This window comes from Micromonospora marincola, from assembly GCF_056150385.1.
Genome location: NZ_JAXCFT010000003.1, coordinates 261,833 through 287,145, shown reverse-complemented (window position 1 = coordinate 287,145; position 25,313 = coordinate 261,833). Strand labels below are relative to the sequence as shown.

24 protein-coding genes are annotated in these 25,313 nt (G+C 69.6%); 11 read left to right on the top strand and 13 right to left on the bottom strand.

The annotated features are described in order from the left end of the window. Positions 1-1,353, bottom strand: coding sequence for a phage portal protein (locus SM450_RS09530; protein WP_474619329.1), 1,353 nt, complete (start codon positions 1,351-1,353; stop codon positions 1-3). Positions 1,354-1,692: 339 nt separating this feature from the next. Beyond that, positions 1,693-3,294, bottom strand: coding sequence for a hypothetical protein (locus SM450_RS09525; RefSeq protein WP_474619328.1), 1,602 nt, complete (start codon positions 3,292-3,294; stop codon positions 1,693-1,695). 278 nt (positions 3,295-3,572) lie between these two features. Here SM450_RS09525 and SM450_RS09520 point away from each other — a divergent pair, with 278 nt between their 5' ends. Next, positions 3,573-3,767: a hypothetical protein gene (locus SM450_RS09520; protein ID WP_474619327.1), complete on the top strand. Its 195-nt coding sequence runs from the start codon at positions 3,573-3,575 to the stop codon at positions 3,765-3,767. 319 nt (positions 3,768-4,086) lie between these two features. On the opposite strand, the gene SM450_RS09515 is transcribed toward SM450_RS09520, so the two are convergent. The 5 genes from SM450_RS09515 to SM450_RS09495 form a co-directional block, all read right to left on the bottom strand. Beyond that, positions 4,087-4,599 (bottom strand): phage terminase small subunit, encoded by a 513-nt coding sequence (locus SM450_RS09515; protein WP_474619326.1) that lies wholly within the window; start codon positions 4,597-4,599, stop codon positions 4,087-4,089. A gap of 235 nt (positions 4,600-4,834) precedes the next feature. Next, a complete protein-coding gene (locus tag SM450_RS09510) occupies positions 4,835-5,596 on the bottom strand; it encodes a hypothetical protein (RefSeq protein WP_474619325.1) in 762 nt (253 codons plus the stop codon). A gap of 80 nt (positions 5,597-5,676) precedes the next feature. Next, entirely contained in the window at positions 5,677-5,931 is a 255-nt protein-coding gene (locus tag SM450_RS09505) for a DUF4190 domain-containing protein (RefSeq protein ID WP_474619324.1), read from the bottom strand. A 97-nt stretch (positions 5,932-6,028) separates the two neighbouring features. Beyond that, complete coding sequence (locus SM450_RS09500; protein ID WP_474619323.1) at positions 6,029-7,606, bottom strand: recombinase family protein; 1,578 nt, start codon at positions 7,604-7,606, stop codon at positions 6,029-6,031. A 4-nt stretch (positions 7,607-7,610) separates the two neighbouring features. After that, positions 7,611-8,219 (bottom strand): peptidoglycan recognition protein family protein, encoded by a 609-nt coding sequence (locus tag SM450_RS09495; protein WP_474619322.1) that lies wholly within the window; start codon positions 8,217-8,219, stop codon positions 7,611-7,613. A gap of 148 nt (positions 8,220-8,367) precedes the next feature. On the opposite strand from SM450_RS09495, the gene SM450_RS09490 reads away from it, so the two are divergent. From SM450_RS09490 to SM450_RS09465, 6 genes are all read left to right on the top strand, one after another. After that, entirely contained in the window at positions 8,368-10,269 is a 1,902-nt protein-coding gene (locus tag SM450_RS09490) for a hypothetical protein (protein WP_474619321.1), read from the top strand. A gap of 83 nt (positions 10,270-10,352) precedes the next feature. Then, positions 10,353-10,700: a PadR family transcriptional regulator gene (locus SM450_RS09485; protein WP_474619320.1), complete on the top strand. Its 348-nt coding sequence runs from the start codon at positions 10,353-10,355 to the stop codon at positions 10,698-10,700. Next, positions 10,697-11,764, top strand: a complete 1,068-nt coding sequence (locus SM450_RS09480; protein ID WP_474619319.1) for a hypothetical protein — start codon at positions 10,697-10,699, stop codon at positions 11,762-11,764. Before SM450_RS09485 ends, SM450_RS09480 begins: the two co-directional genes overlap by 4 nt. 203 nt (positions 11,765-11,967) lie before the next feature. After that, positions 11,968-13,617: a serine/threonine-protein kinase gene (locus tag SM450_RS09475; protein ID WP_474619318.1), complete on the top strand. Its 1,650-nt coding sequence runs from the start codon at positions 11,968-11,970 to the stop codon at positions 13,615-13,617. A 54-nt stretch (positions 13,618-13,671) separates the two neighbouring features. After that, positions 13,672-14,403: a hypothetical protein gene (locus tag SM450_RS09470; RefSeq protein ID WP_474619317.1), complete on the top strand. Its 732-nt coding sequence runs from the start codon at positions 13,672-13,674 to the stop codon at positions 14,401-14,403. Between the two features lie 72 nt (positions 14,404-14,475). After that, positions 14,476-15,540, top strand: coding sequence for a membrane protein (locus tag SM450_RS09465; protein ID WP_474619316.1), 1,065 nt, complete (start codon positions 14,476-14,478; stop codon positions 15,538-15,540). Positions 15,541-15,598: 58 nt separating this feature from the next. Here SM450_RS09465 and SM450_RS09460 read toward each other — a convergent pair whose 3' ends face one another. Both SM450_RS09460 and SM450_RS09455 read right to left on the bottom strand, forming a co-directional pair. Further along, entirely contained in the window at positions 15,599-16,489 is an 891-nt protein-coding gene (locus SM450_RS09460; protein ID WP_474619315.1) for an arylamine N-acetyltransferase family protein, read from the bottom strand. Between the two features lie 17 nt (positions 16,490-16,506). Then, entirely contained in the window at positions 16,507-17,562 is a 1,056-nt protein-coding gene (locus SM450_RS09455; protein WP_474619314.1) for a LacI family DNA-binding transcriptional regulator, read from the bottom strand. Positions 17,563-17,687: 125 nt separating this feature from the next. Between SM450_RS09455 and SM450_RS09450 the strand changes: the two genes are divergently transcribed. Continuing rightward, positions 17,688-18,962 carry an MFS transporter gene (locus tag SM450_RS09450; protein WP_474619313.1) on the top strand — a complete coding sequence of 425 codons (1,275 nt, stop codon included), beginning with the start codon at positions 17,688-17,690 and terminating at the stop codon, positions 18,960-18,962. Between the two features lie 32 nt (positions 18,963-18,994). Beyond that, positions 18,995-20,857, top strand: coding sequence for a transketolase (locus SM450_RS09445; RefSeq protein WP_474619312.1), 1,863 nt, complete (start codon positions 18,995-18,997; stop codon positions 20,855-20,857). Positions 20,858-20,934: 77 nt separating this feature from the next. On the opposite strand, the gene SM450_RS09440 is transcribed toward SM450_RS09445, so the two are convergent. Continuing rightward, entirely contained in the window at positions 20,935-21,324 is a 390-nt protein-coding gene (locus SM450_RS09440) for a YchJ family protein (RefSeq protein WP_474619311.1), read from the bottom strand. Between the two features lie 134 nt (positions 21,325-21,458). Here SM450_RS09440 and SM450_RS09435 point away from each other — a divergent pair, with 134 nt between their 5' ends. Then, the gene (locus SM450_RS09435) at positions 21,459-22,460 is read left to right on the top strand and encodes a phosphotransferase (protein ID WP_474619310.1); all 1,002 of its coding nucleotides are present in this window, start codon (positions 21,459-21,461) and stop codon (positions 22,458-22,460) included. A gap of 42 nt (positions 22,461-22,502) precedes the next feature. On the opposite strand, the gene SM450_RS09430 is transcribed toward SM450_RS09435, so the two are convergent. Beyond that, complete coding sequence (locus SM450_RS09430) at positions 22,503-22,733, bottom strand: hypothetical protein (protein WP_474619309.1); 231 nt, start codon at positions 22,731-22,733, stop codon at positions 22,503-22,505. A gap of 69 nt (positions 22,734-22,802) precedes the next feature. On the opposite strand from SM450_RS09430, the gene SM450_RS09425 reads away from it, so the two are divergent. After that, entirely contained in the window at positions 22,803-23,504 is a 702-nt protein-coding gene (locus SM450_RS09425) for a TetR/AcrR family transcriptional regulator (RefSeq protein ID WP_474619308.1), read from the top strand. Here SM450_RS09425 and SM450_RS09420 read toward each other — a convergent pair. Next, positions 23,464-24,561 carry a magnesium and cobalt transport protein CorA gene (locus tag SM450_RS09420; RefSeq protein WP_474619307.1) on the bottom strand — a complete coding sequence of 366 codons (1,098 nt, stop codon included), beginning with the start codon at positions 24,559-24,561 and terminating at the stop codon, positions 23,464-23,466. The two genes, SM450_RS09425 and SM450_RS09420, sit on opposite strands and share 41 nt — an antisense overlap. A 75-nt stretch (positions 24,562-24,636) precedes the next feature. Further along, positions 24,637-25,284, bottom strand: a complete 648-nt coding sequence (locus tag SM450_RS09415; protein WP_474619306.1) for a class F sortase — start codon at positions 25,282-25,284, stop codon at positions 24,637-24,639. Between the last annotated feature and the right edge of the window lie 29 nt (positions 25,285-25,313).

Below are 25,313 nucleotides of genomic sequence, written 5' to 3'. Positions count from 1 at the left end.
CTAGGACTTCTTGGTATTCGAGGACTGGCCACCAGAGCCAGCCTTAGCCTTAGCGCCCTCCTTGGCGAGGGCCATTTGCGTATCTGCCTGCTGCTTCATCATTTGGTCTTCCCTGGCCCGCTGTTCAGCCTGGTAAGCCTCGGCAGCAGCGGTAAGCTGCTCAACCTGATCCGGATCCAGATCCATCATCTGAGCCAGCACAGGGATCATGAACGGCGGGGCCTGAGCGAACGCCTGAGCGAACTTCACAGCGGCATCAGCCTTCTCAGCGAGACTGCGGATTTCCGCGTCTCCCCAGATGACTTCTGCGTCCAGCTCCTTAGCCTTCTTGAGGTCTCCCTTGTACTTGAAGACCAGCCGCATAGCTTTCTCAATGGCCCACCCGACAGAGCGCTGACGGGCCTGAGTTCTGAGCTTGTGCCCGGATTCAGCCTGGGTCAGGGTGTCACCAGAGATGTTCGCCATTCGGCCCATGAGATAGTGGGCCGGGAGCTGCAACAGGGCAGCGAAATCGAGCACGTCATCACGTACTGAATTCAGGATTTGCGTGATGTCGACCTGATCGAAATCGCCGAATTTGGCATCAGGAGCCGGGACATGCCAGAGGGTGTCTGCACCAGGATCAAACGGAGGTTTCTGGTCTACACCCTTCCTGCCCTTTTTGGCAGCAGCAATCTGACCTCCGGTCAGCCACTTCTGCCGGTAAGCCTGAGATTTCGAGATAACCAACCGGTTCAGGATGGTGAGGTTGATCCGGTCCTGAATCTCGAAGGCGTCTTCAGCTTCAGCCTTGCCGTCAGGACGCCACTGGCACCTGACAAGCGGAACCTCATCAATCGAGTTCTGCTGGACGCTGAGACGCTTGAAAGCGTTGTTTGCGAACGCTGTACTAGCTGGGACGGATTCCCCATTCTGGGGACCCGTGTACGCATGTACGCTGCCGTCAGACAGGTAGACAACCGCTACCATCTGCCCCAGGTAGGCATCCCGCCAAAGCCGGACACCAGCCAGAGCCCGAGTGGGCCTGACAGGATCAGCGAACACATGACAGAGCTTGGGATGCTCGACAGTAATCGTCGGCTCGTTGGTCTCGGGGTCCTCTGGACCCACCAGGAGATAGCTCTCGCCATAGGTCGCAGCCCAGGTCAGGAACTGATCCATCTGGAAGTCCATGTCGTTGGCCATCCAGACGAGACGAGCGTCTTTGTCAGCGAGGCCCCGGCTACCCTCAGAATCGGCCTTTTGAGGCCCCTGAGAGCCATTCTGAGGCGTTTTCCCCTCAGGGTTGGTACTAGGAGAGGGAGAGGGCTTCTGAGGCTCGTAGGAGCCGAATCGGAAGCCTTTAACGCGCATACGCGGAATCATCGCGTTCGTAGCTAGAGCTACGTAGTTAGTCAGCGACTTCTCTTGGAAGTCTCGAAGAGCCTTGACATACCTTCGGTCACCATTAGGGAGAGGGTGATCTCCGGATACATACCGCTCTCGTACAGTGTGGTAAGCCTGCTTACCCTCGATGGCTAGCATTCCATTGAATAGCCACCACTCAGGGCTTCCGGGAGGGAAATTAGCACCCGCTCCATTGAAGATCGACGGATTCCAAGAATACGGCAGTCCTGCTGCCTGATTCCCCGGTGGAACCGTGATATCTCCGGTGTAAGTTGCCAAGCCCTCACCCCCTTATTCAGTTATGCGTCACCAGGCATACATCATGCGATCCACCTCCGGGGCGAGAGCGCCATCTTCGATTGCCTGCATGCACGCTGCGTGCGCTAGCACTGCCGCTTGTGCGGCAGCGATATATCTCTTTGAATCGGAGGTCTCCTTGCGGAGAATGTCCCCCTGCGGAGTTTCGAGGATGTGGCAGGCGAGAATGTGTCGTTCAAGGTCCGTTTGATCGTTCCAGACGATCCGTTCACTCCGAACGCCACTCTCGAAGCCCTCGATGGCTTTGGCGTACTTAGCCTTCGAGGTAAGCCAGAATTCCTCTACGCTACAATCCTCGTAGTCTGCGGCCCATTTACCGATGATGTCCTGGAATTGGTGTGGATCGGCGAACACGCTGTAGACGTTCCGCTTTTCCAGTTGCTTCCGGACATACTGATCGACCTCGTAATACGGGACTTCCCAGGAGCGATCAGCGCTCTCAGGCTTCTCCCACATTTTGAGAAGAAAGACAGCCTGGTCGGTAAGCCTGACTGCCACAACGGCAGCAGCACCATTCCTCATAGCGCCCTTGAAGCCAAGGGCAATCTTGTCGGACTTCTTGAGGGGCTTTAGGTCCGGTTTACGGACCTTCTCGACCTCAGCCTTCTTGAGCCAGCCTGACTCGCCGATGACGATCTCGTTGAAGTAGAACTTCCGCGCGCTCGATTCACGAGTGTTGGAGTCGCAAATCTCCTCGAAGATACGATTGATGTTAACCCACGGGGAGTTGCGGTAAATCCACTGCAAAGCAGGGATAGCCTGCTCGGGGTCTTTGACATCCTCTACGTGGATGCTCTCTGAGTCGAAGAGCACACCTCCGAGATTTCCATCGGCCGCTAGCCGGCTGAACTCTCGATGGGAAGCCTCAGCTACCGAGTTCTCACCGGGGAGCGGAGCGTTAGTAACCTCGATAGATCGTCCATCGAGTTTACCGAGGTTACGACGCAATACCTCTGCGAACTCAGGGCCTCTTTCCGCAGGTACCCAGTTGTGCGTTTCTTCAAGGACGACGAATGTTGGCCTAGCACCCTCACGCGAACGCGGACTTGCGGTTACCTTCTCCAACTTTCCGCCGTTAGGGACATAGATTCTAGAAAGCGCAATGTCTAGTCCGTATTCACTCTCAGCCGCGCCGTTGGCAAGCATCGAGTTAATCAGAACCATCGTCTGATCTGCCTGAGACTCGGATACAGCGGCTAGCTGAACGAGGGGGTTTGGATGAGGTCTACCCACGGGATTGCCGTAGGCGTCAAACCCATCGAACTGCACGGGGCCTAAAAGCTCTGTGGAAGCAATAGCGGCGACCATTGGTGTCTTGCCGACACCCTTAGCGCGCTCTCTGTAGGCTCGGCGGAAGAGCCATCCACCCCGGGCGAATTTGCCAGCCTCGAAATCGAATTTCGAGTCAGGGTGAAGGGCGTAGAACCAGAGCAAAAACTTGGCCTGGTCGTCTGTGAACTCCCAGCCTCGGCCCTTGTTGATGCCGTCAGGCTGGGCCAGGTAGGTGGAGGCCCAATCAAGGAGGTCCCAACCTAGGGTCTGATACCCGTGATCTTCCGGGAGCCCAGGTGGCAGCCCTCCTTGGGCCATAGCGTCCTCCTGGGACTTGGATATTGAGTTGTATGTAAGTTCGTGATACTCTTGGCGCTACGTCGCCAAACGTGAGGAGTGTGCCCTATGAGGGTCGCTGTGCACCTCCTACTGGATGTTGATCCAGTGGTGTGGGCTATCAAGAACCGTGGGGAATGGCCCACGGATGACCTCAACAGTCTGAACTCAGCAGTTCGTCAGGACGTACGAAAGAGGATTCTGGCCGAGGTCAACGAAACCCCCGGATTCAAGGAGTCCGGCGTTGCAGTGAAGATGCAATGACCGGCACAGCCCTCGAAGGCGAGGGCTCTTGGAGAATTCGTCCAGAGGACGATCCAGGGTGCCTGTTCATCATCGACATGAAGACCATGGAAACCTGTCCTATGCCGCGTGCCGAAGGCAAGATTCACTGCCTCGTTCACGTGGGCGTCAAGCAGACTCGCAACGAGAGATGGAACCCGCTTGAACTTTGATGCCGATAGGGGGCCGAGGGTTAGCCCGACCCCCACCAACGGAGAAGCAGGGGCAGCCCTGATCCTTATCGTCGCCTTGGTTTTTATCGTCGCCACTTGTCTTTGTTGTGGAGCTGCACTATGAAGTACGCGGACAACGCCGGGAACCACTGGAATGGCTACGGTGAACGAAATGTAGAAGAGTTAGACACCATTGAGGACTGTATCGAAGAGATCGCAGTGGCTGCTAGGCGAACATATGTCTCTCTGCACTCTGTGCACTCGGCGAGAATGCGAGGAAAGGTTAACGACCAGTTCTTCGTCAAGATCCGAGCTGTCCTTAGGAGGGCTCAGGATCTTCCCCGCGAAGGCGGGACCGGTAGTCCACCCCAGAACGACTCGCCTTCTGAGCCTCCGCCTCAGCAGCCTTAACGACATCGGCAGCACCAGCGCCGACACGCATTCCCAGGGAGCCACGGTCTTTGATCGTGGCTCCCATCTTTTCCAGCCGGATGCGGATGGAGTCAGAAAGAGATTTTGCGTCCTTCGGTGAGCATGGGACATCAATGAAGCCCCCATTGGTCTTATCCACCTCAATGTGCCAACCCCAAAGGTTGTTGTGGAGTAGGGCTGTGGTAAGCATTTCCTCCCAGTCGGTGTCAGTCATCAACATCGCCTGAGCTGATTCCTGCCAGGTTCGCCAGAACTTTAGGGTGCGGTCACACCACTTGATGTCAGGTTCCTCATCAGCCAACTCAGGGCCTCTGCGGATACCGTCCCATTGGAGGTTACCGACGCTGTGAACAACGGGGTTGCGGTTCACCTTGGCTTCGTCGGGCTTGCGCTCACTCATCGCTCCTCCACCGAGATAAGCGGAGGGTTGACCCGACCAAGCCGAATGGACTGTTGAATGGTCGCAAGAGTCCTCGAAGAAACACCATCGAGGACATAAATTCGATCGTTATCGAAATAGCGTCTTCCCTCACTACTGTAGCTGTCCAAAACCACAATAGTGCGATCATCTAGACCGAAGTGGTTATTCTTGAGAAAATCACGCGCTCGGGACTCGCAGGGAGCGAACAGATAATTCACTTCTGCACCGCCTTGCGCGGAGCCCGCTTAGCGGGAGCCTTCTTGGCGGGAGCCGGCTTAGGCTTCTCCTCAAGAAGCCCGGAAAGGGCCTCCACGTCGCCACTGAACGCCGTATTCATGTACTTCAGGTACTCATTAGAGTCCTCGGTCAAAAGACCCTCAGTACGGGCGTACGTGGCATCATTCCGGGCCTTGCGCATCACCGGATGCATATGCTCGATAATGACATCATCGCGGTACGCCAGCTTACCGAGGCCCTTGCCCCAGTCAATCCATACGAGATCGAGGCAGTAGTGCTGGAAGACCTTCGGAGTCATAAAGCCGAGAGTCTTCGGGATGTCGGAGGTCATCACCACGGCGGTAGCCATCTTCTCGCCCTGAAGGAGATCGTTGCCGTAGGCGATACCAGTTTTCATCTCCCGGAGGCTGTCAAGGAGCTTCTGATCCCACCCCAGGGTGCGAGGGCAGTGGTCATCACCCATGAAGCCAACAGCGAACCCCAGGCTGTCCCTGACGGCTTCAACGCCGGCATTCAGGGGTGCTACTACGCCCGGGAGGTCGGGATCCACGGTGACAGTGACAGCCTTGCCGCCAGCCTGTGTAAGGTGCCAGTAGTAGAGGTCGTGATCGGGATCATCGGCAGAGATCACGAAGATAAGCTCAGTGTCTGCCTGGCAGACCTCCCGGAACTGCTTCAGCAGCTTCAGGGCATTACCGATGCGCCCACGAGTGGGCACCAAGATAGTAAGATCGGCCATATTCAGTTGTTCCTCCTGGGAAGTGGCCTACTAAGGCCATGAAAAAGGCCCCCGTTAGGGGGCCTGAGAGCTTCTGTAAGCTAGTTTTGGATTATCGCTAGGGTAACCCCTAGGGTAAAGAGCGCCACAGGCGTATAGGCCATCCAGAGGGCTGCTACGGCCTTCCCCCGGCCAACTTGGTGGGTTGCTCGGATCTCTCTCAGAGCCATGTGGCCGAGGATGGCTGCGATCACATTCGGGATGAACAAGGTGCACCAGCCGAGCACTAAGGCGAGGACCCCAACCCACATGGCCTGGGTGGCTGACTTGTTCTCAGGAGCCATCTGGGCGTACATCTGCTCTCCTCCGAAGGGGGTGAATGGGGGTCGGGTGTATTGCAGAAGCGCACCCCGCGAAAGATGCCCCCTCCCGACCCCCAAGACTCCAAGGTAGCTACTGTTTAGGAGAATGTCCAGTCAAAGCCTCAAGGATGTTCCTCGGAACGTAGAAGGCGTACTGGATTCCGTCAAATACGTTCATACTGACGGCCTGGTCGTCTCTCTCTGCTCGCTCAAAGCGGCCCAGGGATACCCAACTGCCCCCGGCTCTAGCGATCTCTAGGCGAGCACCGATGCGGAGAAGCACCTCCCGGCGCTCTGAGAGGTCTGAGGATGTCCAGAGGTCTCGGTAGAGTACGCCCATGGGGCGGTAGGTCTTACCGGCTTTGCGCTCGGGCAGAGCGCTCAGGGTGACGATTCTGCTCTCAGTGGCCGCGATCTGTTGTCGATAGATGCCTTTGACAGCCTCAGGCTTACCCTTGACCATCTCTAGGAGGTCATTAAGAGCCTCCTGAGCGTCTTTCAGCTCTTCGGCATGAGACTCACCAGTAGAGCACACCTCTTCGAGGGCTTCAAAATCGCCAACGTGACCCAGGAATTCATCTTCGATGATTCTATGGACCGATTCAGCGAGAATGTAGCGAGTTTTGCAGTCTTTTTCGCCACCGATCCGGTTTTTGCACCGGTAATACTCCTTCGTACGCCCCGAAGGGCCTGCAACGGCTCGATACATCGCTCCTCCGCAGACCAAGCAGAAGGCAATTCCGAGCATAGGACTGGTGGTGCGAGACCTTTTGAAGGGTCCCTTCTTGATGCGCTGAAGATGCCCCTGGATATCATCCCAGTCAGCCCGGCTAATGGCCGGCTCTGAGCGCTGAACGGGTAAGCCGTTGTTGTCGTAGACAACCTTACCTTCGTATTCCTCGATCCCCAGTAGAGTCTTGGAGGAGAGGAGTGACTTCAGGGATTGTCTGCTCCACTTGGTTCCCCGAGTGGGCTTGCCGCTACGGCTTCTGTGAAGGTCTAAGGGCGTCAGAACGCCCTTGGCTGTTAATTGAGCGCAGATAGCGTCTAGCGATACACCATTACGACACTGCTCAGCAATCTCTTCGAGAGTGCTCTTAGCCTGGTCATCCACCACTAGCACCCAACCCTTTCCGGAAGGGTGCCTTTGGGTCTTGTAGCCATATGGAGGATAGCCTCCATGCCAGCGATTTTCCGCTCTAGCTAGAGCCTGAGAGTCCTTTACTCGCCCTTTGATCTGGCTCACCTCGATCTCGCCAGCAAAGGCGAAGATCATGACTATGAGACTACTGATTGGGTCCAGTGGACCTCGCCGGAAATCTAGCTCCATGCGAGGTCCACCAGCGGGACCAGTCACGAACACGATGATCTTTCGATGACTCATGGCCCACTTGGACAGCTCGTGCATATCCATCATGCTGCGGATGGCTCTGTCAGCCTTGGCGAACACCAAGGCGTCATACTCATCCTGCCTGCTCTTCAGCCAGGGACCCAGGTTGGGTCTCTCGAAGGGGCTGAACTTGTCCGCCGAGACTCCTAGATCCTCCACGAACTCAACATGGTCCGCTCTGCGGACCAGCTCGTCAGAGGAGATGTCTGCTCGTTGGCGTTGAGGAGAGGTCGTCTCATCGGTAAGGTTGCTGATCCGGATGGGGGCTAGGACACGCATGCCCTCAGTGTAACTGTGTCAGCTTCGGCTGGCCGAAGATGTCGTGCGCGTGCAGCCCGTACTGCCGGCAGATCGCGACGCAGAGCCGCGCCAACCCGTCGAGCAGTGCCTCCGGCGGCGTCTCGGTGACGTAGGTGCCCTCGTTCTCGACGCCGATGGCCCGGCCGTTCTCACCCGGGCAGTGCGCGGCGATCATCTGCCTGTCGCCGGCCCGCAGCCGCTCCAGGCTGCCGTGCCGTCCCTCCAGGACGTGACCGCCCCGGCTCACCGTGAAGTGCTGCCCGGTGTCCGACCAGCCGTTGCCGTCCATGTGCAGGTCCTGGCAGTCGCGGGCGAGCTGCTCGGCGTGCTCCTTCGAGTAGTCGGTGACGTTGGGGAACGCCATGTGGTGCAGGATGATCTTGTTGGTGGGGATCGCGCTTACCAACAGCGCGCCCGACGGCGGGCGGGCGGCCCACCCGTCACAGCTGATGATCCAGTCGAGGTCCGCGCCCGGCGCGGCCTGCGCGGCGGTCGGGAGCGCGAGCTCGCTCCCGACGACCGCGACGGTGGCGGCGCCGAGGCCGGCCCGCAGCAGCGTACGACGGTCCAGCTCGGAATGATCGAAGTGCATGGCATCTCCTCGCCGACCCGACCGGGGCCGGGCGATGTAAAGGAACTCCAAGTAAGGCGCGCAATCCGAAGAATATTGCCAACACTCCCGTGAGCGCCAGAGGACAAATACCGCACCCGCTCGCCGCTTCTCCGTCGATCTTGGACTTGTGGCACCTCCGAAGTCCGACGAATTCGACATTCCCTGGCGCCACAAGTCCAAGATCGACGGGGCCGGCCGGCCCGCCCGTACGCTGGTCGCGCGGGCGGAGGGGAGGGGGATGGCGATGGGCGGTGGGGCGCGACCGGGCCGGCGCACCGTGCTGGCCGCGGCGGGCGGGCTGGCGGTCGCCGGGGTCGGCGTACCGCTCGGGCTGGCCGCCACCCGCGACCGGCCGCAGCCGGCCCGCGGACGCCGGCCGGTAAGCATGGCCATGCACCTGCACGCCTCGTTCAGCGAGGGCGTCGCCAGCTACGCCGCCCACCTCGACCAGGCCCGCCGCAACGCCGTCGACGTGCTCTGGTGGACCGACCACGACTTCCGGGTCGCCGCCCACGACCACCGCCGCGTCGTGCACTTCGACGGCCCGGAGGAACTGGAGGGCGGCCTGGCCTGGACCTGGCGGCCGGCCACCGAGGGGCGGCTCACCGACTCGACCGCCGACTTCGTCGCCGCGCCGGACGCGCCCGACGGCCCCGGCCGCGCGCTGCGCCTCACCGCCACCGGCGCCGGCACCCACTGGTACGCGGGCAAGGCGTGGAACTGGACGCACACCGGGAACATCTCCGACACCACGCTGCACCTCGACGTGCGGCCCGAGGTGGCCGGCCCGCACGCCACGCTCACCGTCGAGATCGCGTTGTCCCACCACCCGGCCGGACCCGGCCGCCCCGCCGGCCAACTCGTGCTGCGCTACCGCCTCGGCGCGGCGGACACCGTCCGGCACACCGTCGACGGCCGGCACGGCACCGTCGACCTCCCCGCCCCGGCCGGCGCCTGGCGGCGGCACACGTTCGCGCTGCTCGCCGACGTCCGGCGGCTCTGGCCCGACCTGGTGGCCGGCGACAACTCGCTGCGCGGGCTGCGTCTCGGCGTGACCGTCACCGGTGGCGCGCGCGGCGCGTACCTGGTGGACCGGCTGGTCTTCGACCGCGCCCGGCGGGCCGGGCAGGCCGGGGAGGAGATGCGCGCCGAGGTGCTGCGCGGCTACGCCGGGGCGTACCCGGGCGTCACCCACCATCGGGCGTACGAGGTGTCCATGGTGCGGCACCTCAACTGGTTCGGCGGCGACGGCACGCTGCCGCGCTTCCCGTCCCCGCCGTACCGGGACAACGACGTCGACGCCACCGAGCGGATGGTCGAGTTCCTGCACGCCCACGGCGGCGTGGTCTGCTGGAATCATCCGCTTGACGCCGAGCGGCGCGACTCGCTGGCCCGGCTGCTTGTCACCCGGCGCGCGCTCGGCGTGGACCTGATCGAGATCGGACGGACGCCGGTCGAGGACCACCTCTGGGCGTACGACGTGGCGGCCCGCAACGCCATCCCGCTGACCGCGGTGGGGGTGACCGACGACCACGACGGCACCGACTGGCGGGCCGGTCGGGACCGGCACGTCACCTCCGTCTGGGCCGCCTCGACCGGCCGCGACGACCTGGTCGCCGCGTTGCGCGCCGGGCAGGCCTACTTCGCCGACCTGGCCCGCTACCGGGGCGCGCTGGACCTGGAACTCGGTGGCCGCAGCGCCATGGGCGCGCTGCCCACCGTCGCCGAGGACACCGCCACGGTCCGGCTGCGCGCCACCGACCTGCCGGCCGGCGCCACCCTGGAGGTGGTCACCGGCGAGGTCGACCTGGCCGGCGCCGCGGACCCGACCCCGGCGATCCGAACCGGACACGTGCCGTGGCGGCAGTTGCGGCAGGGCTGGCACGACCTGCCGGTGCGGGTCGGTGGCGGCGCGTACGTGCGCACCCAGATCCGCGACCGCGATGACACAGTCATCGCCGCGAGCAACCCCCTCTGGCTCCTGCGCCGGCCCCCGCCCCAGGGCGTCCCCCCGTCCCGCCGCCGCTGACTGCCCTCGTCCCACTCGCAGATCACCATCGGTGATGAAAACCTGGCACCCGCATATACCGATGAGCGGTATATTCTTCGGGGATGAATGACACTCCACTGCGGGAGCCGACGTTCCTCGTGCTCACCGCCCTGGCCGAGGAGCCCCGGCACGGCTACGCGGTCGTCGAGGACGTGCTGCGCATCTCCGACGGGCGGGTCCGGCTGCGCGCCGGCACCCTCTACGCCGTCCTGGACCGCCTGCGGTCCGACGGCCTGATCGAGGTCGACCGGGAGGAGGTGGTGCAGTCCCGGCTGCGCCGCTACTACCGGCTCACCGCGCTGGGTGCCACGCGGCTCGCCGACGAGGTGGCCCGGATGCGCCGGCACGCGGACACCGCTGGCCGTCGCCTGCGCGTCGCCGGCCTGCTGCCCGAGGGGGGAATCTCTTGAGCGAGGAGTTGGAGCGCCGCTACCGCCGGCTGCTGGCCGTCCACCCCTGGGCCCACCGCCGGGTGTACGAGGAGGAGATGCTGGCCGTGCTGATGGCCGACGCGCGGCCGGGGCAGACCCGCCCGGGTCTCGCCGACACGGTCGACCTGGTGGGGGCCGGGCTGCGGGCCCGGCTGCGGGTGGGCGGACGGGGGTTCACCGAGCCGGCCTGGGCCGACGCCGCCGCTGTCACCGGGCTGCTGGTGGCGCTGGTGCTCGCCGCCGCCGCCGGGAAGAACGTGCTGGACCAGATCCTGGTCGACCCGTCCCTGCCGCCGCCGTTCCGACCACCCGCGACGGACCCGGTCGACTGGCTGCGGCTGGCCGGTTGGGTGGCCGTCGCGGTGGCCGTCGCGGTCGGACTGCGCCGGGTCGCGGCGATCCTCGCCTGGGCCGGGGTCGGCGGCTGGCTGGTGCTGGTCGGGCCGGGCGCGACCGACCAGCCGGGGTACGTGGTGGACACCCTGCCGCAGTTCACCCTGGCCGTGATCGCCGCCGGTGCGCTCAGCGTGGCGGCGCCGCCACGCCGGGCGGTGCGCGTGCTGGGCCGCACACGCCTCGCCGCGGTGGTGGTCGGGCCGGTCCTGGCGGTCGGCCTGCTGGAGCTGAACCGGGTCACCAGCCCGCTGTTCGGCGGGGGTGAGGTCACCTACGAGAGCTTCTACGGGTTGGGCGCCGGCAGCGAGCCGGTCATGTACCTCTACCTCGCCGGGCTCGCGCTGGCGTGCCTCGCGGTCGGCGTACCCGTGGCCCGGCTGGCCCCGCCGGTGCGGCGGCGGGTCGTGGTGCTGCTGGCGCCGGTCGCCGCCCTCGCCCTGGTGATCGACGGCGCGCTGGCCGGTTGGGCGACCTCCACGGCCCACATGGGGCATGCCATCCCGCTGGTCGGCGCCCAGTGGGCGATGCTGGTGCTCGTCCCGCCGGTCACGTTCCTGGCCGGGGTGCTGCTGGTGCGCCGGCGCGAGGAGACGCACCGGATGGTGGCGCTGGGCCGCGCCGCGGACCGGGAGCGGCCGACCGGCTGACGCTTGCCGGCGTCTGCTACCAGTGACGGGGTGTCCGTTACCGACCATCCGCGGCCCGGCACCGGGCGGCGTCCCCGGCCTGGGGCCGCCGTCCGGCGTGCGGAAGCACCCGTTGCGCCGATGGCCGGCCGTCCCGGCGCGATCAGAATGACCAGCGAGGCGGCCACCGACATCCGCCCCTGGAACGCCGTGGAGTTTGTCGCATGAGCGGCTGGCAACTGTCCGGCTACACGCCGGTCCGTCGGCTCGGCGCCGGCGCGTCGGGCAGTGTCGTGCTGGCCACCCACGACGCCACCGGCACCCCGGTCGCGATCAAGTACCTGGTCCGCGACCTCGGCGGGGAGTCGTCGTTCCGGGTGGCCTTCCGCGCCGAGGCCCGGCTGCTCGGCGAGATCGACGACCCGCACGTGAGTCGGCTCTACGAGTACGTCGAGTCCCCGCAGGGCGCGGCCATCGTGATGGAGCTGGTCGACGGCGTCTCGCTGCGACAGATGCTGCGCGCGCACGGCCCGACCACACCCGAGGCGGCGCTCTGCGTGCTGCGGGGGTCGCTCGCCGGGTTGGCCGCGGCGCACGCGCGCGGGGTGGTGCACCGCGACTACAAGCCGGAGAACGTGCTTGTCACCGGCGGCGGGCTCAGCAAGCTCGCCGACTTCGGTATCGCCATGCCGGTCGGCCAAGGCACCGACACGACCGTCTCCGGCACGCCCCGCTACATGGCCCCCGAGCAGTGGACGGGCGCCCCGGCCAGCCCCGCCTGCGACATCTACGCCGCCACCGCCACGTTCTTCGAGTGCCTCACCGGGCTACCCCCGTACCAGGGGCCGGACCTGCTCTCGCTGCGCGAGCAGCACGCCACCGCGCCGATCCCCACCGATCCGGCGCCCGCGCCGGTGCACGAACTGCTCCGGCACGGCATGGCCAAGCGTCCGGACGAGCGGCCGCAACCGGCCGAGGTCTTCCTGGAGCTGCTGGACCGGGTGGCAGGCACCGGTTACGGCCCCGGGTGGGAGGAGCGCGGGCTGCGCGAGCTGGCCCGGCGGGCCGCCCTGCTGGCCGCGCTGTGGCCGTTCCCGGACCGGGCGGAGGGCGCCACCGCGGTGGCCAGCACGGCGCTCGGCGCCGCGACCGGCCGGGGCGGCCTGCTCCGGCGGGGACGCAAGCGCACCGTGCTGGTGGCCGGCGCCCTGGTCGCCGCCGTGCTTGTCGGCGGCGCCGGCTACAGCTACGCCGCCCGCGAGACCCCGGTCGCCGCCGGGGCTCCCGGCGGTCCGTCGCCGGCCGTATCCGACCCGTCCGGGGCCACACCGGACCCGCCGAGCGCCGCGCCCCCGGACGCCACCCCCACCCCGACCCCCACGCCGTCCGCCCTGGCCACCCCGCCGGCGGAGACGCCGTCCACCGCGCCGGACGGAACCCGGGCGCCGACCCGACCGCCGGCGCCCACCGGCGCGGCGACCCCCGCCCCGTCGCGCAGCACCACGCCGCCGCCCCCGCTGGACGTCACCGCGCCGGTGGTCGGCGGCGTCGCCGCCGATCCGAGTGAGCTCGAACCGAAGGGCTGCCCGTTCGGGGTCCAGAGCAGCACCGTCAGCGTCCCGGTCACCGACGACCGCAGCGGCCCGGCCGCGCTGAAGGTCACGTTCCGCTACACGCTTGAGGGCGCCACCGGCACGGTCCGGATGGCCGCCGCCGGTCGCGGCGTGTTCACCGGCACGCTCGGCCCGCTGGCCGCGCCGAAGCAGAGCACCCGCATCCCGATCCAGGTCACCGCCGCCGACGCCGCCGGCAACGCGACGACCTCGGCGAAACCGGTGTACGTGACGCTCTACAACTACTGCACCCCCGGCTAGGAGTACGACCGTGCCCGCAGCCCAGCACCGCAGCCCGACCCGGGGACGGCCGGCATGAACCGGCCGGAGGAGCCCACCGAGGCGCTGCCCACCCACGCCCTGCCCGCGTGGTCCGGCACGGACCACACCGTGCGTTTCGGCCCTCCGGCGGTGCCCGGGCCGCCCGGTGGGGACCCGACCGTGCACCTCGCGGGTGACCCGCGCGTCGCGGGAACGACCGCCGGGGCGTACCGGGATCCGACGGTGGACGCGCGGGCGGTGAGCGGCGTCCCGGCGCCCGCGCCCGGCGGCGAGTTGCGCTTCGGCCCGGGCGTGCCGGCGACGCCGCCGCCGGCCCCGGCCTGGCCGGTCGCGCCGCCGGTCCGCCCGCCGCGCCCGCTCTGGCGTCGGGTCGTCTCGGTGCTGTCCACGGTGCTCACCGCCGCGCTGCTGGTGGCGGTCGGGCTCTACCTGTGGCAGCGGCTGCGGCCGTTGGAGGTCGAGCAGGTCTCGGTGGCGGTGCCCCGGCCGGCCGGGGTGGCCTGCGACGTGACCGTCGACGTGGTCGCCACGGTCCGCACCAACGGGCACGCCGGAACCATCCGCTACCAGTGGTTCCGCTCCGACGCGCCGCCCGGCGCCCTGCTCAGCGAGCGGGTCGGTGGTGGGCAGCGGACCGCCACGCTCACCCTCAAGTGGACGTTCAGCGGGGTCGGCGCGACCACCGGGACGGCCACCGTCAACATCGTCGAACCGTCGCCGGTGCAGGCCGGCACGCGCGTCAGCTACCGCTGCCCCGGCGGCTGAGCGTTTCCCCGCGCGCCGCCCAGGGTAGGCCCACCCGGAACTACCCCTGACCCCGTGCGTGGAGGCCCTTAGATGAGAGACAACTTCGGAGACGCGGTGGGCGACGCGTTCCGCTCGGTGATGCTCTTCCTGCCCAAGGCGGTCGCGTTCGTCGCGATCCTGGTCGCCGGCTGGCTGATCGCCAAGGCCGTGCTCAAGCTGGTGGACAAGGTCCTGGAGCGGGTGCGCTTCGACCGGGCCGTGGAGCGCGGCGGGATCAAGACCGCGCTGGCGCGTTCGAAGTACGACGCCAGCGACATCGTCGCCAAGCTCGCCTACTACGCGGTGCTGCTGGTGACGCTTCAGCTCGCGTTCGGCATCTGGGGCCCCAACCCGATCTCGGACCTGATCGCCGGCGTGGTCGCCTGGCTGCCCAAGGCGTTCGTGGCGATCGTCATCGTGGTGGTGGCCGCCGCCATCGCCCGCGCGGTGAAGGACATCATCTCCAGCGCCCTCGGCGGTCTCTCCTACGGCCGGGTGCTGGCGAACCTCGCCTCGGTGTTCATCCTCGGCCTCGGCGTCATCGCCGCGCTCAACCAGATCGGCGTCGCCACCGCGGTGACCACGCCGGTGCTGATCGCGGTGCTGGCCACCGTCGGCGGCATCCTGGTGGTGGGCGTCGGCGGCGGCCTGGTCCGGCCGATGCAGAGCCGCTGGGAGAGCTGGCTGAGCCGGGCCGAGGAGGAGTCCCGGGCCATCGCCACCCACGCCCGCGCCTACCAGGCCGGCCGGCGGGACCTGGAGGCCCGCCTCGCCGCGGACCGCGAGGCCGAGCTGACCCCGCCGGTGACCCGGGACGCCGACCTGACCCAGCCGGTGACCCGGGACGCCGAGGCGGAGCGCACCCAACCGGTGCCGGTGTACGCGGGCTCCGCCGAGCCGACCCAGGCCGTCCCGACCCAGTCCGGCAGTGACCCGGCGGTGGCGGCCGGTGGCGAGGCCACCCAGGTCATCCCGCCGCTCGCCGACGCCGACCGTATCCCGCCGGCCGAGCGCGCCGCGCCGGCCACGCCGCGCCAGCCGACGGCCGAGCAGGCCGCGGAGAGCGAGACGACGATGGTCATCCCGCAGGCGGACGCGGAGAAGTTCCGCCGCTGAGCCGAACGGCGCACGAATCGTCGGGGCGGGATCCGATCGGGTCCCGCCCCGACGCCGTTCACCCCGTGTACGCGCGCTCGGCCCGGCCGCGCCGCAGCGTGGTGGGTGCCGGCAGGGTGGCCAGCAGCGCGTCGATCTCGGCCGGGCTCAACGTGAGGCCGAAGTCGTCGACGAGCGCGGCGGCGTACTCCTCGTCGGTGAGCGACCGGGCGGTGGTGTCGTCGCCGGGGCGTTCCCGCGCGTACTCGCGGTCGATGAGCCGGCGCACCGACTCGTCGTCCTTGCGGACCACGATGCGCTGCCTGGTGAACGGCGAGTGCGGGCTGGTGGCGGTGTTGTGGTTGGCGACCTCGACGTCCACCGGGTACTGCGGCTCCTCGGTGAAGGTCTGCAGCGTGGCCCAGTCGCCAGTGGTCCGTTCCTGGAGCCGCCACGCGCCGTCCAGGCCGCGGCGGAGCCGGTATTCCCACCGGCCCTGCCGCCGCGGCTCGCCCTCGACCAGGGGCAGCGGTTCGAGCAGGCCGGAGCCGAAGCCCACGTCGGCGAGCCACACCTGGTCGCCGTCGTCGACGCGCAGGACCAGGTGGGAGCGCGGGCGGGGGGCCTCGGCGGGGTCGCCGGTGCGGGCGAGCAGCCGGTCCACCCGGTAGCCGAGGCGCTGGAGCACCGCGCCGAAGAGGACACCGTGTTCGTAGCAGTAGCCACCCCGACCGGCCCGGACCAGCTTGTCCTGCACCCGGGGCAGGTCGACCTCGACGCCCCGGCCGAGCATCACGTCCAGGTTCTCGAACGTGATCGCGGCGACGTGGGCCCGGTGCAGGGCGCGCAGGGTGGGGCCGTCCGCCGCGACGGCGCCGCGGTGGCCGACGCGGCGCAGGTACGCGTCGAGGTCCAGCGCGTCGACCCGCCAGTGCGCGGCCGGGTCCACGGCTCCGAGCGGTGCGGTCATGTCACGGTCCTCTCTGCTCAGCGCCCCGGCACCGGACCGGTGCTGGAGCGGACGACGAGTTCGGTGGGCAGGGTCACCCGGCCCGGGGTGCCGCCGGGGTCGAGCAGCATGCGGGCCATCAGCCGGCCCTTCTCGGCGATCGGCTGGCGGACGGTGGTCAGCCCGGCCGCCGCCGCCACGGGCACGTCGTCGAAGCCGGTCACCGACAGGTCGTGCCCGACGCGCAGCCCCCGGTCGGCGGCGGTCGCGGCCACGGCGGCGGCGAGCACGTCGCTGTCCGCGACGATCGCCGTCGGCCGCTGGGCGGCGCCCAGGATCGCCGTCGCCGCCGCGCGGCCGGAGGCGGTGGCGTTGCTGCCGCCGCTGACCACCCGCAGGCGGGCGCCGGTGGGCAGGGCGTCGCGGACGCCGGCGAGCCGGTTGCGGGAGTACGGGTAGAGCGTCGCCTCGTCCACCGCCGGCACGATCCGGCCCGGCTCTCCCGGCGCGGCGACCACCATCGCGACGTCGCGGTGGCCGAGGCCAACCAGGTGCCGCCCGATGGTCCGGCCCGCCTCCCGGTCGTCGATAAGCACGCAACGGGCGGCGGTCGACTCGGTGGAGAGGACAAGCGGCAGCGACCGGTCGGCGAGCGCGCGGACGGCCGGGTGCTCGTCGGTGAGCCCGTCGGCGACCGCGCCGTCGATCACCGCGCGGTGCACCGCGTCGAGCGACTCGCGCACCTGGGCGTCGGTGAGCCCGGCGACGACCGGCGCGAACGGGATGAACACCAGGCTGGTCCGGCCGGCCGTGAGCGTCTCGGCGAGGCCGCCGAGCAGGTCGAGGACGTAGGGGTCGCGGAACGCGTACGCCAGCTCGGTGGTCAGGATGACGCCGACGGCGTTGGCCCGCCCGGTGCGCAGCGAGCGCGCGGCGGCGTTCGGGCCGGGGTAGCCCAGGTCGCGGGCGACGTCGAGGATCCGGGCGCGCAGGTCGGCGGAGAGCCGTTGCGGGCGGTTGAAGGCGTACGAGACCGCCGCCGTGGACACGCCCGCCGCCTCGGCGACGGAGCGCAACGTGACCCGGGAGCCCATGACCCTCCATCTCGTTAATCGTTTAACAGCATGCTCCGGAAACGTCCTGTCGTCAAGGGCGCGGTCCGGTTAGGATCGACGGCATGACCTGGCGATGGTGACCCCCACCTGAACGACGGACCCGCGTGCCCGCGACCCGCCGGCTGGCGGCGACCCTCTACGGCTACGCGTTCCTCACCGACCTCGTCCTGCTCTACCCGCTCTACGTGCTCCTGTTCGCCGACACCGGGCTGTCGGTCGGGCAGATCTCCTCGCTGTTCGTCCTCTGGTCGGCCGCCGGCATCCTGCTGGAGGTGCCCTCCGGGGCATGGGCCGACGCGCTGTCCCGGCGACTGCTGCTCTGCCTCGCGCCGCTGCTCACGGCCGCCGGCTTCGCGCTCTGGGTGCTGCTGCCGTCCTACCCCGCGTTCGCCGTCGGGTTCCTGCTCTGGGGCGCCGGCGGCGCGTTGCGTTCCGGCGCGCTGGAAGCGCTCGTCCACACCGAGCTGGACCACCTCGGCGCGGCCGACAGGTACGCCCGGCTGATCGGCCGTGCCCGCACCGCCGAGGTGCTCGGCGCGGTCGCCTCCGGAGTGCTCGCCGGGCCGGTGTTCGCGCTCGGCGGTTACCTCGCGGTCGGCGCCGCGAGCGTGCTGACCTGCCTGCTCGCCGCCGCCGTCGCGGTCCGCCTCCCGGAACGCCGGCCGGCGCCCGCCGCCACGCCCGCGCCGGTGCCGGCCCAACCCGGCCCGGCCGCGCCGCCGCCCGCCCTCCCCGGCCCGGCCGCGCCGCCGCCCGCGCCGGGGGAGCGGCCGGCCGACGACGGGCCCGGCTGGCTGGACAGCGTGCGGAGCGGGCTCGCCCAGGTACGCACCGACCGGCGGGTCCGCGCGGCGGTGCTGCTGGTCGCCGCCGTGGCCACGATCTGGGGCGGGCTCGACGAGTACGCCGGGCTGCTCGCCCGCGACACCGGGGCCGCCGAGGCGACCGTGCCGCTGCTGCTCCTGCTGCTGTGGGGCGGGATGACCGTGGGCGGACTGCTCGCCCCGCTGGGCGAGCGGCTGTCCGACCGGGGATACGCCGGCCTGCTGGTCCTCGCGGCGGCGGCGACGGCGGTCGGCGCGCTGCTGCGCCACCCGGCCGGGTTCCTGCTGCTGGCGGTCGCGTTCGCCGCCTTCCAACTCGCCACCGTGCTCGCCGACGCGCGGTTGCAGGCCCGGATCACCGGCGACGCCCGGGCCACTGTCACCTCGCTCGCCGGAATGGCCACCGACCTGACCACCGTGGCCTTCTACGGCGCCTACGGGCTGCTCGCCGGCGCGGTCGGCAACCCGGTCGCGTTCGCGGTGGCCGTGCTGCCGTACCCGCTGGTGGCGCTCCTGCTGTTCCCCGATCGGGGGGCGGGTCGGGGGAAGCGGTAACGGAAAGCGCATCCGCCACTACGGTGGGTCCGGTGACCCTGCAAGCAGCGCGCACCCTGCGCGACGAGGACCTGACCGGGCTGGCGGAGCTGGCGGCCCAGTTGCGGGTGGACGCGATCCGGTGCAGCACCATGGCCGGGTCCGGGCACCCCACCTCGAGCCTGTCCGCCGCCGACCTGCTCGCCGTGCTCGTCGCCCGGCACCTGCGCTACGACTGGTCCTACCCGGGCAACCCCGGCAACGACCACCTGATCTTCTCCAAGGGGCACGCCTCGCCGCTGCTCTACGCGGTGTTCCGGGCCGTCGGCGCGATAAGCGAGCAGGAGCTGCTGGAGACGTACCGCCGGGCCGACTCGCGCCTACAGGGCCACCCCACGCCGGTCCTGCCCTGGGTGGACGTCGCCACCGGCTCGCTCGGGCAGGGCCTGCCGGTCGGGGTGGGGGTGGCCATCGCCGCCCAGTACCTGGACCGGTCCCGCGCCCACGTCTGGGTGCTCTGCGGTGACAGCGAGATGGCCGAGGGATCGATCTGGGAGGCGCTGGACAAGGCCGGCCACTACGGCCTGCGCCACCTCACCGCGATCGTCGACGTCAACCGGCTCGGCCAGTGCGGCCCGACCGAGCTGGAGTGGAACCTGGACACCTACCGGCGGCGGGTCGAGGCGTTCGGCTGCCGGGCGATCCTCGTCGACGGCCACGACCTCGGCGCGATCGACGAGGCGTACGGGCAGGCCCGCGACGGCGCCGGGCCGACCGTGGTGCTGGCCCGCACGGTCAAGGGCAAGGGCGTGCCCCAGGTCGAGAACGACCCGTCCTGGCACGGCAAACCCCTCGACCCCGAGCTGGCCGACCGGGCGGTGCGGGCGCTCGGCGGGCCACGGCGGATCCGGGTCGCCGGGCCGAGGCCGTACTCCGCGCCACGCGCCACCCCGGCCGAACACGGCCGGCCCGAACTGCCCCGGTACGAGCGCGGCGCGAAGGTCGCCACCCGGGACGCGTACGGGGACGCGCTGTGCGCGCTCGGCGCCGCCCGACCCGACGTGGTCGCGCTCGACGGCGAGGTCGGCGACTCCACCCGGGCGGACCGCTTCGGCGCCGCGTACCCGGACCGGTACTTCCAGATGTACATCGCCGAGCAGCAACTCGTCGCCGCCGCCGTGGGCCTGGCGGTCCGGGGCCGGCGGCCGTTCGCGGCGACGTTCGCCGCGTTCTGGTCCCGCGCCTACGACTTCATCCGGATGGCCGGCGTCTCCCGCGCCGACATCGCGCTCGTCGGCTCGCACGCCGGCGTGGAGATCGGCCCGGACGGACCCTCCCAGATGGGGCTTGAGGACATCGCCGCGGTGCGCGCCGTGCCCGGCTCCACAGTGCTCTGCCCGGCCGACGCGGTCTCCTGCGCGGCGCTCGTCGCCCAGATGCCCGACCGTCCGGGCGTGGCCTACCTGCGCACCACCCGCGGCGCGTACCCGGTGCTCTACGACAACGGCGAGGAGTTCCCGATCGGCGGCAGCCGGGTGGTGCGCGACGGTGGCGACGTGGTGCTGCTCGGCACCGGCGTCACCGTGCACGTCTGCCTGGCCGCCGCCGACGAGCTGACCCGGGAGGGGATCGACGCCCGGGTCGTCGATCTCTACTCGATCAAGCCGGTCGACCGGGAGCGCCTGCTGGCGGCGGTCCGGGACACCGGCGGCCGGCTCGTGGTGGTCGAGGACCACTACCCGGAGGGCGGCCTGGGCTCGGCCGTGCTGGAGGCGCTTGCCGACCTGCCCGAACCGGTGCGCGTCAAGCACCTGGCGGTACGCGGGCTGCCCGGCTCCGGCACCCCGACCCAGCAGTTCGACCGCGCCGGCATCGGCGTGCACGCGGTCGTCTCCGCGGCGCGCACCCTCGCCTGAGGTGTAAGGAGGGGGCCCCGGTTAACGCATTCGGTAGAGGCGGGGCCCCCGCTTAACACCCGGCAGGCCGGGTGCGCTCACTCCGGCAGCGCGTCGAGGTAGACCCAGCGGCCGTCCTCCCGGGCGAAGCGGCTGTGCTCGGCCAGCACGCCCGGTCGGCCGTCCTCGCGGTAGTGGGCGCGGAAACGAACCGTACCGGTGCTGTCGAACAGGCCGCCCTGCCCGGTCTCCACCACCTCCAGCCGGGTCCACCGGGTGCCCGGGGCCAGCTCCAGGCGCTCCGGCCGGGTCCGGGAATGCCAGCTCCGCACCAGGTAGCCGGCGTCGCCGAGCGCGAACGCGCTGAACCGGGAGCGCATCAACGCCTCGGCGGTCGCCGCCGTCGCCGCGCCCCGGTGCACCGGGGCGCAGCAGTCCTCGTACGGCCGGGCCGAGCCGCACGGGCAGGCTGCTGTTCGCTTCGCCATGCCGCGATTCTCGCCTCCCGTCTGGAAGGCGTTAAGAAGGGGCCCCGCCTATACCAAATGCGTTAAGAAGGGCCCCCGCCTTACACCCCAGCGGGGCAGCGGGAGGCCGGGGAGCGCACTAGTCTCCGAGGATCATGAGCGGAAGCCCGACCCGGCGCGACCTGGACCCGGAGCAGGTGCGCCGCTACCTGGCCGCCTCGCTCGGGCCGGCCGTCGAGGTGGCCGACTGCGGGCCGCTGGCCGGCGGCGGGTTCGCCGCGGTGTGGTGGGTACGCCTCGCCGACGGGCGCGACGTCGTGCTGAAGGTCGGTCCGCCGCCGCACGTGCGACTGCTGCGCTACGAGCGCGACATGATCGGCGCGGAGGCGCGCTACCTGCGACTGGTGGCGGTCCGCGCGCCCACGGTCCCGGTGCCGGCGCTGCTGCACCACGGCCGGCACCGTGAGCTGGGCGACTGGCTGCTCACCGAGCGGCTGCCCGGTCGTACCCTGTGGGACCTGACCCGGGCCGGGGCGAACGTCGCGCCGTTGCGCGTCGAGTTCGGCCTGGCGCTCGCGATGCTGCACGCCGTCACCGGCGACCGGTACGGCTACGACGGCGGTCGCGCCGCCGCGCCCACCTGGCGCGAGGCGTACGCCGCGATGGTGGACGATCTGCTCGCCGACGCGGCGGACTGGTCGGTGCCGCTGCCCGCGCCGGCGTCCCGGATCCGGGAGTTGGTCGCCCGGCACGCCGCCGTCCTCGACGGGGTCCGCCGTCCGGCGCTGCTGCACTTCGACGGCTGGGCCGGCAACGTGCTGGCCGTCGAGGGTCCGGACGGCACGCCACGGCTCAGCGGCCTGGTCGACGGCGAACGGCACCTGTGGGGCGACCCGCTGCTGGATCTGGTCTCGCCGCTGCTGTTCCGCCGGGCGGAGGACGAGCCGGACGACCCGTTGGTGCGCGCGTACCGGACGGTGGCGCCGTTCCCGTGGGACGCGGGGGTGCGGCGGCGGCTCGGCCTCTACCGCCTGCATCTCTATCTGTTGATGACCGTGGAGATGCCCAGCCGTGCCATCACCGTGGAGACGGACCCGGGGCGGGTGGCGCTGCTGGCCGAGCTGCTCGACGCCGAGCTGGCCGACCTCGCCGGCTGAGGGGCGTCCGGGACCCGGCTGAGGGGCGTCCGGGCCGGGCGTTCACGGGACGGCGTCGGAGTAGACCTCGACGTCGTAGAGCAGTTGCACGTTGCGACGGCCGTTGGTGATGCCGACGAAGACCGGGTCACCGGCGGGTGTGCGGCCCTGACGCCACACCTGTTCGCGGGCCGCCTCCCGCGACTCGTGGTGGACGCCGCCGTGCTGGTGCAGTTGCAGCACGCGGCGGGCGGTCGTGCGGTCGGTGTCGAGATGGACGCGCAGCAGAGGCATGACCGGACCTCCTTCGTCAGGCCAGCTTAACGACGTTAAGTTTCGTGTCCATCGGTTTAGGATGGCGTCGTGGACAGCCGTGGACGCTCGCCGGTGTGGCTACGTGGGGAGCCGTCCCGTGCGCGGCGCAAACCACCGCTGACCCTCGAACGCATCGTGGACGCCGCGGTGGACCTCCTCGACCGGGACGGCGCCGAGGGCCTGACCATGCGCGGCCTCGCCCTGCGGCTCGACGTGACGGCGACCGCGTTGTACTGGCACGTGACGACGAAGGACGACGTGCTCGACCTGGCCGTCGACCGGATCTTCGGTGACGTGCCGATCCCGGAGGCGAGCGAGGACTGGGCGGACGACGTCCGCGCCCTCGTCCGGGGATGGCGCGCCGCCATGCTGGAGCACCCCTGGGCGCCCGGGCTGGTCGGACGACCGATGCTCGGGCCCAACGTCCTGGCCCGCACCGAGTTCCTGCAGGCGGCGCTGGTGCGTGGCGGCTGTCGTGGGCGTCGGCTCGCGGTGGCCACCCGGGTCCTTGCCAACTTCGTCATCGGCGCCTCGCTTACCGAGGCCACGTGGCGCCGGACCGCGGATCCCGAGGCGAGGGCGGCGGCCCGCGCCCACGTCGCCGCGAGCGCGGACGCCTATCCGACGCTTGCCGCCGCCGGTCACCTCGACGACACCCGATGGAGCGACGACCTGCTGTTCGAGGAGGGCCTCGACAGCGTCCTGCCGGTCAGAGCCAGCCGGAGCGGCGGAACAGCCGGTGCAGGGTGACCGCGAGCGTCGCCATGAGCAGCAGCGCGAAGCCGTAGCCGTACCGCCAGTGCAGCTCCGGCAGGTGCGCGAAGTTCATCCCGTAGACGCCGGCCACCGCGGTCTGCGACGCCGCGATCGCCGCCCACGACGCGATCCTGCGCATGTCGTCGTTCTGCGTCACGGCGAGCTGCGCCAGCCGGGACTGGACGAGCGAGGTGAGCAGCTCGTCGTAGGCGCCGATCCGCTCCACCGCGCGGGCCAGCCCGTCTGCGACGGCGGTGAACCGGTGGCGCACCCGGGGCGGGGGACCGCCGTCGGGCGAGTCCAGCAGAGCGCGTAGCGGCGCGGCAAGCGGCAGCACCGCCCGCTTGAACTCCACCACCTCCCGTTTGAGCTGGTAGAGGTGCCCGATGTCGGCGCCGTGCCCACGGGCGAAGACGCTCTCCTCAACCCGCTCCAGGTCGCGTTCCAGGTGCTCGGCGACCTCCAGGTACAGCTCGACCATCCGGGCGCAGACCGCGTACGCCACCGCCCACGGGCCGTCGGCAAGCAACCCCGGGCGGTGTTGCAGCTCCGCGCGGACCGGGGCGAGCGCGCCGGTGGCGCCGTGCCGGACGGTCAGCACGAACCGGTCGCCGAGGAACACCAGCACGTCCCCGGTGTCGACCACCTCGGAGGTGGCGGTCAGCTCGGCGTGCTCGACGTAGCCGGCGCTGCGCAGCACCAGCAGCGTCACGTCGCCGTGGCGCCGCACGGTGGGTCGCTGGCCGTCGGTGAGCGCCTGCTCCACCGCCGTCTCGTCGAGCCCGAACGTCCGCCCGACCGCGGCCATCACCGCCGCGCCCGGCTCGTGCAGGCCGAGCCACACGAAGGTACGCCGCCGGCGGCGGACCTGCGCGTACGCGTCGGCGTAGTGCGGCCGGCCGGGTTCCCGCCGGCCGGCCACGTAGACCGCGCAGTCGACCATCGCGTCCGGATTCACCCGCCGCTGCCGTGGCGTGTCCGCCTCCCGGGCGCGCCCGAGCAGCCGCCGGACGAGGCCGGGCATGCGTTGCCGCCACCGGAACCGGTCCACCGCGCACCTCCACCCGCCGGGAAACCGACGGCCTACCGTACGGCCCGCCGGGGGTGCGGCGGTGTCCGGCCGGCGTCAGCGGGCGGCGGTGGCGAAGACCACGATGTTGTCGGGATAGCTGCCGGTACGCGGGTTGAACCGCCCGCCGCAGGTGATCAGGCGCAGCCGGGCCGCCGCGCCGCCGCCGTACACCCGTTCGGTGGGGAAGCGGTCCTTGGGGTACGTCCCGACGCCGTCCACGATGAACGCCGCGGTCCGGCCGTCGGCGCGGACCACCCGGACGGTGTCGCCGGGGCGCAGCCGGCCGAGGTCGAAGAAGACCGCCGGGCCGCGTTGCGTGTCGACGTGCCCGACCAGCACCGCGTTGCCGGCCTGGCCGGGCGCGGGGCCGGGACGGTACCAGCCGGCGACCTCGGGGCGTTCCAGCGGCGGTACCTCCAACGCGCCGTTGTCGGTGGCGACCGGCACGATCTCGGCGTCCACGCCGATGCGGGGAATGACCACCCGGGCGGGCGTCGAGCGGGGGAGCGTCGGGCCGGCGGTGCCGGGGCGTTCGGTGGCCGGCGCGGCGGACACGCCGGGTTGCGGCGGCGACGCCGAGGTGCTGCCGAGACCGGCCGAGACCAGCCCGGCGCCGGCGGCGGCGGCGAGGGTGACGGCGGTGACCACGGCGGCGGTGCGGGCCCGCGACGGCCCGCCTGCGCGGCGGTGGGACGAGGACACCGATCCGGCCTCCCTCCGACGTGGACGCG